Origin of the sequence: Paenibacillus sp. FSL R7-0333 (assembly GCF_038000365.1) — a bacterium.
Classification (GTDB): Bacteria; Bacillota; Bacilli; order Paenibacillales; family Paenibacillaceae; genus Paenibacillus_AQ; species Paenibacillus_AQ silagei.
The window spans coordinates 442,313-458,288 of record NZ_JBBOBZ010000001.1 but is presented as its reverse complement, the minus strand read 5'-3'; the positions used below and the strand labels follow the sequence as shown (position 1 = coordinate 458,288).

Annotated in this window: 15 protein-coding genes; 1 reads left to right on the top strand and 14 read right to left on the bottom strand. The window is 50.2% G+C overall.

Features of this window, described 5'->3' with window-relative positions; translation table 11 throughout:
• From MKY86_RS01930 to MKY86_RS01890, 9 genes are all read right to left on the bottom strand, one after another.
• Window positions 1-930, bottom strand: coding sequence for an NAD-dependent epimerase/dehydratase family protein (locus MKY86_RS01930; RefSeq protein WP_340827758.1), 930 nt, complete (start codon window positions 928-930; stop codon window positions 1-3).
• Between the two features lie 162 nt (window positions 931-1,092).
• Window positions 1,093-2,151, bottom strand: coding sequence for a hypothetical protein (locus MKY86_RS01925; RefSeq protein ID WP_076080223.1), 1,059 nt, complete (start codon window positions 2,149-2,151; stop codon window positions 1,093-1,095).
• Window positions 2,152-2,162: 11 nt separating this feature from the next.
• Window positions 2,163-3,653: an AMP-binding protein gene (locus MKY86_RS01920; RefSeq protein WP_083685313.1), complete on the bottom strand. Its 1,491-nt coding sequence runs from the start codon at window positions 3,651-3,653 to the stop codon at window positions 2,163-2,165.
• The gene (locus MKY86_RS01915) at window positions 3,650-3,889 is read right to left on the bottom strand and encodes an acyl carrier protein (RefSeq protein ID WP_036730891.1); all 240 of its coding nucleotides are present in this window, start codon (window positions 3,887-3,889) and stop codon (window positions 3,650-3,652) included. Before MKY86_RS01915 ends, MKY86_RS01920 begins: the two co-directional genes overlap by 4 nt.
• A gap of 431 nt (window positions 3,890-4,320) precedes the next feature.
• Window positions 4,321-6,282 (bottom strand): carbohydrate-binding protein, encoded by a 1,962-nt coding sequence (locus MKY86_RS01910; RefSeq protein ID WP_143803771.1) that lies wholly within the window; start codon window positions 6,280-6,282, stop codon window positions 4,321-4,323.
• 263 nt (window positions 6,283-6,545) lie between these two features.
• Window positions 6,546-8,093, bottom strand: coding sequence for a 23S rRNA (uracil(1939)-C(5))-methyltransferase RlmD (gene rlmD, locus MKY86_RS01905; protein ID WP_076080217.1), 1,548 nt, complete (start codon window positions 8,091-8,093; stop codon window positions 6,546-6,548).
• A gap of 34 nt (window positions 8,094-8,127) precedes the next feature.
• Window positions 8,128-9,018: a diacylglycerol kinase gene (locus tag MKY86_RS01900; RefSeq protein WP_076080215.1), complete on the bottom strand. Its 891-nt coding sequence runs from the start codon at window positions 9,016-9,018 to the stop codon at window positions 8,128-8,130.
• 104 nt (window positions 9,019-9,122) lie between these two features.
• On the bottom strand, window positions 9,123-9,893 hold the full coding sequence (locus MKY86_RS01895) for a sirohydrochlorin chelatase (protein WP_076080212.1): 771 nt from the start codon (window positions 9,891-9,893) through the stop codon (window positions 9,123-9,125).
• A gap of 3 nt (window positions 9,894-9,896) precedes the next feature.
• A complete protein-coding gene (locus MKY86_RS01890) occupies window positions 9,897-10,187 on the bottom strand; it encodes a YerC/YecD family TrpR-related protein (protein WP_019913624.1) in 291 nt (96 codons plus the stop codon).
• Window positions 10,188-10,561: 374 nt separating this feature from the next.
• Here MKY86_RS01890 and MKY86_RS01885 point away from each other — a divergent pair, with 374 nt between their 5' ends.
• Window positions 10,562-11,110, top strand: a complete 549-nt coding sequence (locus MKY86_RS01885) for a hypothetical protein (protein WP_076080210.1) — start codon at window positions 10,562-10,564, stop codon at window positions 11,108-11,110.
• Window positions 11,111-11,136: 26 nt separating this feature from the next.
• Here MKY86_RS01885 and corA read toward each other — a convergent pair whose 3' ends face one another.
• The 5 genes from corA to MKY86_RS01860 form a co-directional block, all read right to left on the bottom strand.
• Entirely contained in the window at window positions 11,137-12,096 is a 960-nt protein-coding gene (gene corA / locus MKY86_RS01880; protein WP_036730901.1) for a magnesium/cobalt transporter CorA, read from the bottom strand.
• Between the two features lie 203 nt (window positions 12,097-12,299).
• Window positions 12,300-13,202, bottom strand: a complete 903-nt coding sequence (locus tag MKY86_RS01875) for a response regulator (RefSeq protein WP_076080208.1) — start codon at window positions 13,200-13,202, stop codon at window positions 12,300-12,302.
• Window positions 13,203-13,205: 3 nt separating this feature from the next.
• Window positions 13,206-14,495 (bottom strand): ATP-binding protein, encoded by a 1,290-nt coding sequence (locus MKY86_RS01870; protein WP_076080205.1) that lies wholly within the window; start codon window positions 14,493-14,495, stop codon window positions 13,206-13,208.
• Between the two features lie 87 nt (window positions 14,496-14,582).
• The gene (locus tag MKY86_RS01865; RefSeq protein ID WP_076080202.1) at window positions 14,583-15,233 is read right to left on the bottom strand and encodes an amino acid ABC transporter permease; all 651 of its coding nucleotides are present in this window, start codon (window positions 15,231-15,233) and stop codon (window positions 14,583-14,585) included.
• A gap of 42 nt (window positions 15,234-15,275) precedes the next feature.
• A complete protein-coding gene (locus MKY86_RS01860; RefSeq protein WP_143803770.1) occupies window positions 15,276-15,926 on the bottom strand; it encodes an ABC transporter permease subunit in 651 nt (216 codons plus the stop codon).
• Window positions 15,927-15,976: the final 50 nt, after the last annotated feature.

Below are 15,976 nucleotides of genomic sequence, written 5' to 3'. Positions count from 1 at the left end.
TTAATGGATATATTGACCTTGGTAATAATGGATCGTTCTAGCGAGTGCATCCTGCAAACCGATCGCCGGTTCCCAGTCCATAATCGTCCTTGATACGGTAATATCCGGCTTCCTTCTCCTAGGATCGTCTTCCGGCAGCGGGAGAAACTCGATCTGCGCGTTGGAATTCATGAGCTCCTTCAATACTTGGGCGACTTCAAGGATGGTGACTTCCTGCGGATTCCCCAAATTGACTGGCTGTTCATACGTGGTGCCCAGCAGTCTTATAATCCCTTCCAGCAAATCGTCGATATACTGAAAGCTTCTCGTCTGTCTGCCGTCGCCATAAATCGTAAGGTTGCGCTTGGACATGATTTGATTAATGAAATTGGTAATGACACGTCCGTCATATAAATCCATCTTCGGGCCGAATGTATTGAAGATTCGAATGACCCTTACCGGTATGCCGTATTTCCTGTTCATCCAGTAGGTGATCGCCTCTGCATACCGCTTCGCTTCGTTGTAGCAGCTTCTTGATCCAATTGAATTCACGTTGCCATAATAGCTCTCCGGCTGAGGGTGAACGGTTGGGTTACCGTAGATCTCGCTTGTTGAAGCCAAGAAGAACGCAGCCTGCTTTTCTTTGGCCAGTTGCAGCAGATGCATCGTTCCTTCGCTGTTGACCCTCATCGTTTCGATCGGATAGGACAAATATTTGGGCGGGCTGGCTGGACTTGCGAAATGCATCACCCAATCGACAGGACCTTCAACTGCGAGCGGATAAATGACGTCATGCTCGATAAACCTGAAATTTGGCGACCGCAAGAGATTGTCCATGTTGACAGGGGACCCGGTCAGAAAATTATCGACCCCGATAACGGTATGTCCTTCCCGCAGCAGCCTCTCGGCAAGGTTGGAACCGATGAAGCCTGCGACTCCTGTTAATACAATGAAAATAAAGATCCCCCCATTGCCTAAGGTTGGTGAACGGTGCTTGAGGTGAGTGGATACGTGGTGGTTGTGCTTATTCCATACGCTGTACCGAAACGATTATAATCCCGGCATCACTCCCTCCATAGATATACCTGGCTGACATCCACTGCGCCCTCGATGTTACTGAATGCCTACCTGATTCAGCCATCGTTCAAGGAATATGGATTCTTCATTTTCTATATTCGTAATCAGCGTTTGTAAGCTTTTGGAAATCCTCGTATCCCTTGTCAAATTATATTTCATTGCTACATTCACAAGGATCTTTGCCTTAAGCTCAATGGCTGTGAATTCATCTATATGCTCTTGATTTAATTGATTTAGATGCCGATGATCGTACAAATACTTGAATCTTAGCGTCATTATCTTCTTATGATCATAAAGTAAATGAAAGGGTCTTATATCAAGCATAGCCTTATGTTCCGCTGTCTCTCTCACATAATTAACTAGAGTGGTGTATATTTGCATGCCGAAGTCAAGATGATCCCTGTCGCCCCCATAGTTGAACATCTCCCAATACTCGGGCGTTTTCATAGTGAAATAATTTCTTATAGAATTTATTAGGGTATCTGCACTGAATTTATCCTGATTTTGTTCGTTGAATTTATACAGATACACCATTTCTCTCAGATAATCATGATTGGTTGTTAGATGATTGGTGTTGAACGCAAGATTGAAATCGGCAAATGAGATCTCAGCCTGACTGTACACGCCGTTCTTAAAGAAATCGGAAACATACAATATCTCTCGATCTAAATCATAGCCGTACACCAATATGTCATGATGCAATTGGAGTCTATGATATCGGTCGCTTAAGGGCACATAGAAATAATTGATCATGGTGTGGATATAGTTATTGGCATTAATATTTTCTATAATAAAATGAATAACAGAGTCCCATTTAGTCGTTACAGTATCTCTATGTATCTTCTGAGTCGAAATCCATTTGCAACCATCCGAAGGCCGCAGCTCATACGCCAGAGGGAAATAGAAATCTCCCCAATGATGTTTATAATCTTTGTTAATAAATAATTGAATATAATTGCTGAATATCCATGGGTGCGCGCACTCGTAGTGGGTAAGTATGGACAAGAGATGGGCATGCTGCGTATAGGTTGTAATCATCGGATAACTGACCGGCAATATTTCGCTGCGCAATGTTTGAGTTGTATTCTTCAACATTTCGTTCACCCCTACTCATTTAGCAATAAGCACTTCGTACTTGCCCTGTCCAGTTTTCCTGTTTTTGTTTTTGGAATTTCATCTACAATCCTCCATTGTCTAGGTACCTTATACGAAGACAAATGCAAGTTGCAATGTTGTGTCAGCGCATCTAGATCAACCAGACATTCTTCACAAACTTTCAGAAATGCGATGGGTACTTCGCCTAATAGATCATCGTGCACACCAACAATCATGACTTCCTCCACTTCTTTCAAACCATATAAAAACTCTTCGATTTCTTCCGGATAAATATTGATACCGCCGGATATAATGATATTTTTCTTTCTGCCTGTAATGATGAGACACCCTGATTCATTCCAATATCCCAAGTCTCCTGTCTTTAACCAACCCTCAACAATGATAACGTTGGTTAACTCCGGGTTCCTGTAATAACCGAGCATCACATTCGGGCCCTTGACCCAAATTTCTCCTGAAGCAGCAGGTCCTATAACCTCATTCTCTTCTTCGTCAACAAGCCGGACAGACACGCCACTGACGGGTGTTCCACAGGACAGGCTTCGGTCTCCCCGTTCCATCATACTCACCCGCGGAGAAGCTTCTGTTAGTCCGTAGGTTTGAATAATGTCCGCTTGGGGAAATACAGTCTGAAGCTGGTCTACTAATTTCGCGGGAATCGGCGCACCGCTTATAACAATAAATTCAATGGAATCAAAGGCACTCCAGTTGGTTGTCTGATGATAATCGGAAATAAAGTGCATCAATTGCGTAGGAACCGCTGAGAATGCCGTGACCGCCTTATCCTGAAACAGTCTAAACGCTGTGCGCGGCAGCAAGGGCAAGCTGATAAGCCTAATTCGGGTTCCAAATAGCATACAAGAAATCAATTGCGTGACAATTGTAGAACTGAAATGAACGGGCATCGTTACAAGAAACGAATCTTGATCCGTATAACCCACCTCTCTTCCATGTGCCAACGCATTCGTTAATACATTCTCATGGGATAACATAACGATTTTAGATGGTCCGGTTGTGCCCGATGTAGGAAGGAGAATAGCACATGAATTGGGATCGGACGGATTCGTGAGCGAGATCGATTCAAACGAAGGCACTGGTTCTTGCGAGAAATCCTGAGCGGTAACCCAATGAATATGGCAATTTAAACGCGCAGGCTGTGCATATTTGCTGATAACCAGCTTGGCGTCACTGGCTTGTAAAATATTTTCAATCTCAGTTAGGGATGCCGAGTAAGGAACCGGTATTAGTACATGACCGCTGAACTGAATGCCAAGCGAAGCAGTAATGAACAAGGGCTCATTATTTGTGTATACCGCTATATGGCTACCGGCCTCAAGCTCAAAGTTCTTTTGGATATATAGAGCAATCAAGTATGCTTCTGTCATCACTTCCGCATAAGTCCACTGCTGCTTTAGATCTTGAAGGATAATATGATTTTTGCGATCACAAGCCTCCATGAATAAACGCTGAATGATAGTCATCATATCGTTTTCCCGGCCAAATAATTAAGGATTAATCCAGCCGTGGAGAACTTTTCAAATAATAGATCCTCATCAGGGATCGAGATATTAAACTTCGATTCCATTGAAACAATAAGCTTGATGAAGCCTGCCGAATCGATCCCCAGGTCCAGCAAACGGGTATCGGGGTCTTCCGGATACTCGATGTCCAGCTCAGCAAAAACTTCATCTCTCAAGATAGATTCTATTGATTTAGACATCCTGTTTCCTCCGTTAGATAATCTTTAGAAAGGCTGATTAGAGAGGATAGCATACATGGTGATATTCAGTAATGAACAGGTGAAAGTGAGTGTGAAGGAGAATAATCTCAAAACGATGGACAATGTGCATTCGCACTAAAAGAGTTGTTTGCAGAGATGCTGCAATTAATGCTGGAGGCGGAATATGACTCGGTGCAGGAATGAAAAGCAGAAAAAAGCATTTTCCCAAGCGATAAAGCCCTGCTGAAAATGCTCTACTTCAATACGGTGCATGACACCCGTAAATGGATATGTTTAGTATAAATTGCAAATATACCAATTGTCAACAATTTTAAATATGTCCGTTACTGCCCTCTAGAGATCCAATTGACGGGAGGTCGTCCTTTAGCAGAATAAAGAGGTATATCATTTGATATACCCCTTTGTCCATTCTATTTGAACTGGAACCAGGTTAAATTTGCAACTGTGGTTGAATCTGACTTCACAAAAGTAACATATACCGTATGGGTTCCTACAGCTGTCCCGGCAGTAAGCGGGATATTCTTGAGGGACCATGTCTGCCATCCGCCTGTACTTTCGGCCGTCCAAGAACCCAGCATAGGGCCTGTAGGGCTATCCAAGTGGAATTCGATCTTTCCGCCGGAATTAGCGGATGCAACCTTCATATCAATACTTGTTTTAGCTGTACTGCCAAAGTCTACATTTTTAAATGCGATATAGTCGCCATTACTGCCTCCACCCACATCCAGCCCGCCATCAGTGCTTTTCTCATAGGAAAGAACACCTGAACTAAGGTTGTAGCCTTCCGCTTCGAATTTCAATGTGTTGAATTTTGGATCTGCAGCATAGCTGTTCGTATCTGTTATTTTCAAATCTGCCAAATTATTTACCGCAACTCCACCGACGCGAACATTGTTTAAGGTAACTCCGGAGACCGTAGAGGTGTCACTCCAACCCTTCATTATTGATACTTCACCTAAAGCGCGTAAATTGATATTATTATAGACCACATTTTTGATCGGACCGGTTTTTGCAGAAAGATCAAACCATCTGGAGTGAACACCGGATCTTGGCCAGAAGCCTTCTACATCTATATTGTCAAATACGATGTTTTGTGCTGCTGGAGTCCCATACAGATGACCTACCGCTAAAGCGCGCCAGCATCTGTATACATAAGAGTTTTTAACCACGATGCCATCCTGAAGCTGTTTCACTCCATCTCCAACCTTGAATGCTCCGCATCTGCTCCAAGCCAAAGCATCATCGACAACTACATTTGACTGCTCTTCAGGACTTCCAGGCCAGTTTGCAGCTATATCGGTAGTGGCTACATCCCAGGTCTTAAAGGAGTAGGTGTCATCCTCCGATACTGCAACAGTGTGCTTGATGAGTACATTCTGGCTCTCTTGGATGTCTATTGCATCATTCTCATAATCAAGTTCATTGTTGTTGAAGTGCTTGGTATTCTGGAAGGTTACGTTATTGGATCTTGTAACGATAGTAGCCCAGCCGCCGCTGTCTCTTATGGTTATGCCGTCAACCGTGAAGTTGCTGCATTGCAAGGGGACAAGAATATTGTTTAGATAATTGTTTGTATTTCTCATATAATGGCCATTACCGTCAATCGTTCCCCTGCCGTATATCTTAATATTGTTGGCATTGGTTTCGGTATAAATAAACCATGTCCCATCCTTATTCAGGGAATTCTTATGAAAATGGGTGGTGTAATCGCTTGGATTTCCTGAACCCCTTATCACAGAGCCACCCTCCAGATAAACCGAAACATTGCTTTTTAGAACAATGTTACCGCTCTTGTACACGCCGGCTGGAACGTATACGATACCGCCGCCTGCTGCGTTAGCCGCATTGATGGCATTCTGTATGGCAGGTGTAGCCAAAGTGGCACCGGTACTGTCAGCACCGTACCCGGTTTTAACATTGTATATCCCTGTACCGGATGACGCCGGAACATTGGTTTCAAGAGCATCTGCCGCGATAACCAGATCCTTCAGGTTATTAATTTTAACGATAAGATAGGTTGGTGATGAAAGTGTAAAGGTAAGTGTATTTCCGCTCTTTGTAGCCGTGATTCCCAAAGCTTTGGGAGAAATATTATAGGTATTGATGGGCTCGCTTGCTGTTATTGTGATTGTAGTCGTGCCTGAAAAAGAGAAATTACAATAATTATAGTTTACAAATACCGCCGAAGTGTCGATTACCGGTATATTCGTAGAGTCTGCTGTTACCGTGTATTGACTGGTCGTGGTATAGACCGACGGTAATGGATAGCTTACAATTGTACCCGCCGCGCTTGCTGTCAAAGGAAAGACAGGTAACAGATTGGCCATACAAAAAATTAATAATGCACTTAATAACTTTAACTTCCTTAACATAAATAAACACCTCTTTCATCTTTTTTAGAAAATACTATATATCCCTTCTGTATTCGCTTACAACCTGATTATAGTTTGATAGGCGTATCCGGATAAGGCGGGTAATCCCACATTAAGGGCAGATTTCTGCAGCAGCTTTATACAGAAAAGAGAGGCTGCTGAACAAAATCATCACAGAATAGCAAGCAAAAGCGCAAAAATAAAGACGCTGCGGGGAGTAATTCCCGAGCGCCTTCTTGCTTTCTTTTATGTCGAATTATCACCTACTTCAGCTCCAGCACCGCCACACTTTCCACATGCACCGTATGCGGGAACATATCCACCGGCGTAACCTCCACCGTCCGGTAGCCCCCGTCCTCCAGCACCCGCAGGTCGCGGGCCAGGGTGGATGGGTTGCATGACACATACACGACACGCTCCGGCTGCATCAGCAGGATGGTCTCCAGCAGGCGCGGGTCGCAGCCCTTGCGCGGGGGATCGACGACGATGACGTCCGGGGTGATGCCCTGCTCTTTCCAGGCCGGGATGACATCCTCCGAAGCGCCGACTTCGAACTTCACGTTGTTCATTCCGTTCAGCTTCGCGTTGGCGCGGGCGTCCTCGATGGCTTCAGGCACGATTTCTACACCATACACCTGATCCGCATGTTGGGCCAGGAATAGGGAGATGGTACCGATGCCGCAATACGCATCAATCACAGTCTCTTTGCCGGTTAGCGCAGCATACTCCAGCGTTCTGCCGTAGAGCAGCTCGGTCTGCACCGGGTTCACCTGGTAGAAGGACCGTGCCGAGATCGCGAACTGTACCTCGCCAATGTAGTCGTAAATGACCTCGCTGCCCCACAATACGCGGGTATCGTTGCCGAAGATAACATTGGTGCGCTGGGTGTTGATGTTCTGGCAGATGCTGACCACTGCCGGAAGCTGCCCGCGGATACTGCCGAGCCAGGCGTCCAGGTGCGGGATATCCCGGCCGTTCGTGACCAGCACCAGCATCATCTGGCCGGTGCGGAACGCCTTCTTCACCACTACATGACGGAGCAGGCCGCGGCCGGTCTCTTCGTCATAGGCAGTGATGCCCAGCTCACGGCCGAGGCTCTTGACGGTGGCAACGACCTTGTCGTTGTCCTCATGCTGAATTAGACAAGTCTCCATGTCGATGATCCGGTGACTGCCCCGTGCATAGAAGCCGCCGACCAGACCGCCTTCGGTCACCCCGATAGGCACCTGGGCCTTATTGCGGTAGCGCCAGGGCTCGTCCATGCCGAGGGTGGGCAGCACGCGGATGCCTTCAGCCAGGTAACTTGCATCGCCCGCACTACCACCTTCAACCGCCGCAAGCTCTGCCCCTGCATTTGCAACATCCGTATCAACGCTACCGCCCACTACTCCTCTAATTGGCACACCCGCCACCTCCAGCTTTCCGATCCGCTGCAGGTTGTCCACCACCAGCTGGCGCTTCCACGCGAGCTGCGCGGTATAGTCCATATGCTGCAGCTGGCAGCCGCCACACTGATCATAGATCGGGCAGGGCGGCGCGATGCGGTCGCTGCTGGCCTGCACCAGCTCCAGCAGCTTGGCGTAGCCATACTGCTTCTTGGTCTTGAGTACTCTGGCCCGGACTCTCTCCCCGGGAAGAGCGCCCTGCACAAATAGGGTAAAGCCCTCTACGCGGCCTACCCCTTCACCTTCATGGGTCATGCCGATGATATCGAGCAGGACCTCATCATTCTTATTTACCGGCAGTCCGGCGACAGGGGCCGCCCCTTGCTCCCGGCGGCTTGCGCTGCGCCTGCTGCGTTGTTTATTCATGTGTATAGGTTCACTTCTTTCATGTTCTTCACGATTAATTCTGCGCAAAAATCCGCAGATGCTGCGGCAGGATGCTGAAGTTGCCCGGCAAGGTGCCGCCCAGCTCGCCGTCCAGGTTCAGCTGTACGTAGCCGGGAGAGGTTACCTCCATGGCATCGGTGCGGAAATGGATAACCTTCTTGTCATTCAGGTGATCTCCGCGAATGGTTAGACGCACCAGCCGGATGAACTCGGCCAGGTTGCATTTCTTAACGGCAATAACATCGAGCAAGCCGTCATCGATACGCGCACCCGGAGCCAGCTTCTCGAAGCCGCCGACCGAATTCGTATTGGCGATCAGGAAGAGCATGAACTCGTCATGGATCATCTCCTGGCCGTTCGCGCGGATGTACAGCTCTTGCGGAGCAAGGCTGGCCATCTTCTCGATCCCCTTCAGGTAATAGGCAAGCTGACCCATCATGGTCTTCAGCTTGCTGGGGACCTCATAGGTCAGCTCCGTCAGTTGTCCGCCGCCTGCTATATTAATGAAGTAACGGTCATTGGCTTTGCCGAGATCGATCAGGCGCGCTTCCTGACGCAGAATCAGGTCGCAGGCTTCCTCCCAATTCTTCGGAATGCCCATGGCCCGCGCGAAATCATTCGTCGTTCCCAGCGGCAATATGCCGAGCGGGGGAAGGTTCGGCTTCTCTGCCATCCCGTTAATCACTTCATTAAGCGTACCGTCGCCTCCGGCAGCTATGATCAGATCATAAGTGCCGCGTTCCACAGCTTGGGCTGCAGCCGCAGTAGCATCGCCCTCTCCCGTTGTTGCATGGCAGGTAGCTTCGATACCGCCCATATCCAGCCGGTCTAGAATATCGGCGAGTCGTCTTTTCATTTCTTCCCGACCAGAAGTGGGATTATAAATCAATCTCGCAGTTTTCATTACCGGAACGCCACCTGTTTATATAATGGATAACTTTACTGATTATACCCAATTCTGTACCCCACAAGCAATGTCAGGGGCCAGCTACATTACCCGCTTACGAATTAACGCTGACCCTCAAGACGCTGGAGCGCTGCTTCCACCTGCCGCTGAATCCAGCGCGGCAGCAGCGGATGCGGCAGCAGCGTCTGGCCGGAGTAGGCATAATCGAGCCCCTCCAGCCGCTGCGGAATAACCACTTTGGTGAAGTACCCCTCACTCAAAAAAAGCGGAGCCACCAGTACATCATAGCCCTGCTCCTGCCAATGCTCCACCCGGCTTCTTACACTGTCCGGGTTCAACAGCCCGTAATCAGCTGCAGCCAGCCCGCTTATCTCCCGTACCCGCGCGGCAAGTGAAGAGATGCCCTGCTCCCAGCGCTGCCGGAAGCCGTCATGCCTGCTGCCGTGTCCGACCAGCAGCACCATCTCCCGCCCGGGATGCTGCGACAGTTCCCGGAGCTTATCCCACAGCATCTGTGCAATATCGGGATCGTCATCGACCGGATATCCGTAATGAACCTTCGCGGCAACCCTGAACGGCGCAAGGTCGGTCTCCCGCTCAGGAACCGGCTTAGCGCCCAGCGCATACTCTATCTCATCGACATGCGTACTGCCGGAAGACACAAACAAGGGGATCACAATAATATCTGTGACCCCTGCATGTTCCAGCTTATCAATTCCATCTTGTATCAATCGTCCTTCTACCAGCTCAAGGAAAGCCACTGCCACCGGCAGCTCCTCCCGGAGCGTGAGATGGCTCACTGCCTCATCTACCATCGACACCCAGGCCTGATCACGGGAGCCGTGACTGATTAACAATACACCCGGAACCATAAATTATCGGCCCAAACGTTCCAGCGTAAGCTTATAACCGTCATTGCCGTAGTTCAGGCAGCGCTTCACACGGGAAATTGTGGCCGTACTGGCCCCCGTCTCGGCTTCGATCTGATTATATGTAGACCCCTTGCCCAGCATCCGCGCAACCTCAAGGCGCTGTGAGAGCGATTGAATTTCGTTCACTGTGCACAGATCATCAAAGAATACATAACATTCTTCCATATTTTTCAATGTTAAAATAGCCTCAAATAATTGATCGATACTTTTATCGTTTAGCTTCTTTAGCTGCATCGCCCTATCATCCCCTAAACATTAACTTAATGTGACTATCTTGCCTCTACTATATTGTACTGGAGCACATTTTTCAAGCATTAACGGTTTCACGCTGTAAAGAGTGAAATCGATGGACAAACGTCCACCCCAGGCGCACACCATAACCAGGGTTAACCCGTCTCTACTTCCGGCTCCCAGGTTAGACCGCCTTACTCATAGTACTACAAAACCGTGCGAAATCAAGCATGGACACGGTTTCTTCACTTCCGCCTGCCGCTCTATAGGCATCCGCCCTTTTCCGCTAGTATCCCGGTTACCCGGGCATTCGTCTATACCGTCTGTTCGCCCATGACATACAGTATAGCAAACCACTAACGAAGGAATGTGATCCTATGCCTCAGCATTACTATAATCATTCCCGCCAGCAAGGCCGTTCACTGGCTGAACCTTACAATCCGTCACCTTACCCGGGACTATCTGCTTATACACCTGCCCCGCTTCCCGGAGAACCTGAACTGCTGCCTGCTTACGGCGCTGAAGTCACCGATACGGCACTCGCGCTCCCTGCTGCAGAAGCCTCTACCGCGAAGGCCGGAGGCCTGCTTGGCGGACTCGGCAATCTTGGAAGTCTGGCGAATATGGAACAGATCAAGGGCATCGTTGACCGGATGGGCGGAATTGACGGAATCGTCAATACCATGGGCAAGGTGCAGAAGGTGATGCAGGGCTTCTCACAGATGGCTCCGATGGTGAAGCTTATGATGGGCGGGTTCGGCAAAGGCAAGGGAAGCGGAGCGGGAGAGCTCGCCGCCGAAGAGGATGCAGCCCTCTATAGCCCCAAACGGCGCAAAAAAAGACGCCCCGCCGCGAAGCGCCGCAATACCACCTCCAAGAAGCGTAAATCCGGTGGGCCTTCCTCCGTTAAGCGCCGCCGTTCCTAAGCGGCGGCGTTTAACGCGCTTTTCTTCTACTTAAACCAGCCGCTCCGCCGGAACCAGCCGAACATCCCGATCCCCAGCACCAACATAAGCAGCAGCACTGCGAAATAGCTGTATTTCCATTCCAGCTCCGGCATCACCCTGAAGTTCATTCCATAGATTCCGGCGATCAGCGTCAGCGGCATGAATACCGTGGTAATCACCGTGAGTGTCTTCATAATGGAGTTCATCCGGTTGGAGTTGAGCGAGATATAGCTGTCACGCAGGTCGGCGGTCATTTCCCGGTCAACTTCAATCATGTCGGTCAGCTTCAGCAGATGATCGTAGATATCGCCGAAGTATACCCGCTCCTCGCCGTTACTCTGCACATGCTGCGAATTGACGATCCGGTACATCAGATCACGCATCGGCACAATCGTCCGCCGCAGCTTCAGCAGCCTTCCGCGCACATTGAAGACCTGGCTCATCAGTTCTTCCACCGATTCGTTGCCGCCCTGGCTCTCCAGATCTGCGAGTTCATCCTCCAGCGTATACAGGGACGGGAAATACCTGTCGACCAGCTTGTCCATCACTGTGTAAGCAGCAGCCATCGGCCCGCCCGACCAGCCCTTGCGGCTATGAATCTCAGCTTTGACCATCTGCCATGCTTCCTCCATCTCCGGCTTGTCCTGATGATGGTAGGAGACGAGAAATTTCGGGCTGAGGAACAGGTCGATCTCTTCGGCCTCCAATGTCCGCTCATTCAGCGAATGCAGCACGAAGAACTGCACATCCTCGTAATAATCCAGCTTCGGCCGCTGCAAAACATGCATACAGTCTTCAATCGCCAGCGGGTGAAAATGAAAATACGTGTCCAGCCTCAAGGTTTCTTCCTCCGTCGGCATAGCGAAATCCGCCCAGATCCAGGCATAATCATCCAGGACAATATCCTGAAGCAGCAGATCGGTCAGTATCTCGCCCGCATGCGTAACGGCAAGTGTTCGTATCATAATATAAGTCCTCCGCCCTATGTAGGCAATCCGCAGCAGAGCCGCGCTGTTCTAGTTGCTTCCTCCTATTGTACAGCATGTCTGCGCAAAAAAATAACCGCCAGCCCGCTGACCAGCGCTCCGGAGGTTTCTTGGTCTTGTCTTTATAGTTGACGGCGCCATTTACGGCGAACGGCCCGGTCCAATTTTCCAATATATATAGCTTATCGGCCCAAGCCCTCCAGCACCTCCAGATGCAGCACCTGCAGGAATTTCTTAATATTCACCTTCACCTTGCCGCTATCTCTGCCCTGTTCAATCTCCTTCATCTTCAAGCGTACCTCTTCGAAGTCGAAATACAGCGGCGCATAATGCTCGAACTTCGGATTCCCGTAATCCGTCAGACCAATGGACGCGAGACTTGTCAGACCTGCCGCCAGTGCGCGGCGCAGACGCTGTTCGATGGCCTTGACCTCTTTGGCTGCTTCCGCAGGCACCGGTCTGTACTTGGCAGCGGTCCGCTCGTACAGCTCTTTGAGGGATGGAAGACTTCCGCTGTTCCCTTCGGCTACCGCCAGCTCCATGATCGTGATAATATCACGGCTGCCATTCTCCGAGATCATGCCCATATTCATCAGAATTGGCTGGACAATCTCCTTGACGGTACGCTTGCCAGGCGGCAGCTGCGTCAGTCCGAACTGCAGACCCTCCAGCTTACCCAGCGTCAGCTTGATCTCATCCAGATAACGGCCCATGGCGTAACGTTCATTCACTTTATATAGTACAGATTCCACTTCAATCTTGTTGATCGGCTTGCGGATGAAGAATTCAATTCCGCTCTTGTAGGCGCGGCTCACCATGTCCCCGTTCTCAATCTGCGAGATCATTACGAATTTGGAGCGGCAGCCCTGTGCCTGAAGAGAGAGGATGGTCTCAATCCCGTCCTGGTCCGGCATCAGCAGATCCATCAGCACAATGTCCGGGGTCTCGCTCAGGATCAGGGCTATCCCCTCCTGTCCGCTCTCAGCAGTACCCGTCACCTCACCAAGCCCGCTGTCCTCAATAATATGCTGCAGCATTCTTCTCGCCGACGCGTCGTCATCTACAATACAGAATGATAGCGGCATCCTCTATTCCTCCTTCCGCAGCTTAATGCTCGGCACTGTAATCTGGAACATGGCCCCACCGATATGCGATACCGGCTGAACCGTAATGCTTCCCTCGAACATATTCACTATATCCCGTACATGAGAGAGCCCGATCCCTGTGGCAGCGATGCCCTCTTCATCGAATTTCGTGGTGAAGCCCGGCTCGAACAGCAGATCGAGGTCACGCTTCCCGATGCCTGTCCCGCTATCGTTCACTGTCAGAATCGTCATGCCGTCCTGCTCATAAGCGTTCAGATGGATACTGCCTGTCCCTTGGATGACTTCCACCGCATTGGCGGTGAGATTGTTAAGCAGGGTCAATAGAGGAATGTAGCTGTCGGTTGTGTAATCGGAGGTGATGTGAATATGGAATTTGATCTCTTTACCTAGCATTTCTGCATATTTGGCATTGCTCTTAACCGCGAACCTCAGAATGTCCGATAACGGCATGTCCCCGTTCACCTCACGCTCCACCAGCTTCACCAGCCCTGCCAGAATCCGCTGCGAATCCTTCTTCACCTCATGAAGCTGCTGGGTGATGTCGAGTACCTGCCGGCTGTAACGCCCCGTGCCTTCCCCGTCCTTCAGCTTGGTGTACAGCTCGAAGCTGTTCAGCGTTACCTGCTCCAGGGTGCCTATGGACTTCTTCAGATAGAACACTTCCCCGTACAGGCCGGAGCCGAATCCGAGCATCTGCTGGGTCCGCTCATGCTGCTCCCGCTCCCGGATACGCAGCTGGCTGACAGAGATACTGCTATATACCCCGGTGGTGAAATACGTACGCAGGACGGCAATCGCCATTAGGTACGTCCACTCGTTCAGCCGGAAGGTAGCCGAATCCAGTACGATCAGCCGGGTCAGCAGCTCCATTTCATTCGACAGGAGATCGATCAGCGCGGCAACCGCGCCTAGCACCAGCGGATGAAACGTATCGATCCGGCTCTTGATGACACGCATCAGTGCGCCGAACACCATGTAATAGATCATTGCCGAGCAGTGGCTGCTGAGGCTCTGCTCTACCGTCAGTCCGCTTCCCTCCACCATATCCATCGCAGTCCGGAACAGCAGCACGACCACCCCGGTAACACAGCCTGTGCGGATATACGGCAGCTGCCTCATTAACAGCAGGAAGAGGAGAAAGGCGCTGCTGCCCATGGCAATCCGGAAGATATCTCCGTCAAACGGGTTGATCTTGAATTCCCCGGCTACCGCAGTAACGGCGGCCACCAGCAGAATCTGTACCGCCTTCATTCTCAGAATCGATTGTCCCATCGCCACTGCTCCTGCCTAGAGAGGTTGACAACTATAGTATCATAGCCGCACTGGCTTGAATATGGCTTAATCCTCATTGCTCTTAGTTTATACCACTCTGTGCTCAAGCCTTCTGGACAGCAGCGACAGCAGGTAATTGACGACAAAATAAATCAGGGCAACCAGCGCCAGCGTAGGGATGGCATAGCTGTAGCTGTGACCGATGACAATGTTGGCATTATGCATCAGCTCCGGCAGGGAAATCACAACGGCGAGTGATGTATCCTTCAGCAGGGAGATGAACTGGCTGACCAGTGGCGGAACCATCCGCCGCAGGCCCTGGGGAAGCACGATATGCCATAAGGTCTGTACACTGCTGAGACCGGAGGAACGCGCCGCCTCAATCTGTCCCTTATCGATCGACATTAAGCCGCCGCGGACAATCTCGGCAATCATCGCCGCTTCGAAGATGGTTAGGGCTGCAATGGCTGCAGTAATCAGTCCGAGCTTGATCCCGACCTCCGGCAAGGCGAAGCGGATGAAGAAGATGATCAGCAGCAGCGGCAGATTACGGATCAGCTCCACCAGGTAGAACATGACCGGAGACAGCACCGGCACCTCCGAGTAGCGGATGACACCAATAAAACAGCCGATGATAAAGCTCAGGAAGATCGATACAAAAGCAACGATCAGCGTCACATACAATCCGTCCAGCAGAAACTTCAGATTATCGGCAGAGTATGCACCTATGAAATCCATAATAGCCCTCCTTTAGCTTCAGATGTCCTTTTATGATGCTTCTTAATATTTGCGCTGCAGTCTGCGCTCCCAGATCCGCACGCCGTAGCTGAGCGGAAGCGTAAGCACCAGATAGAATACCGCTACGAAAATGTAGGTGTCAAAGGTACGGTAAGTCTCAGTAGAGATTCCGTCGGCGAAGTACATCAGATCAAGACCGGCCACCAGAGTCAGTACTGATGAGTTCTTAATCAGGTTAATGAACTGGTTGCCAAGCGGCGGGATCACCAGTTTGATCGCCTGCGGCAGAATGATATGCAGCATCGTCTGTATGTAGCTGAGACCGGAGGAACGTGCCGCCTCCATCTGTCCCTTGGGCACGGCCATAATTCCGGCACGGATCGCTTCGGCGATGAAGGCCGAGGTATATACGGCGAGTCCGATCGTTCCTGCCTTGAAGCCGTCCAGCGTGAAGCCCAGGGCGGAAGGCCCGTAATAGAAAATATACACAACCAGCAGCAGCGGGATGTTGCGGATGAACTCCACATACACCGCGCCGAACCAGCGCAGACCCTTGACTGAAGTCATGCGGAAGACGGCAACGACCGCGCCGATCAGGAAGCTGCCGATCAGGGCCAGTACACTGGACAGCAGCGTACCGTAGAAGCCTTCCATATACAGTCCGAAGTATCTCGTTAATATTGAGAAATCCATCAATGTTCACCTGCCTTTACCTGTAGATGAGTTCGTTCCTGCCCGGCATG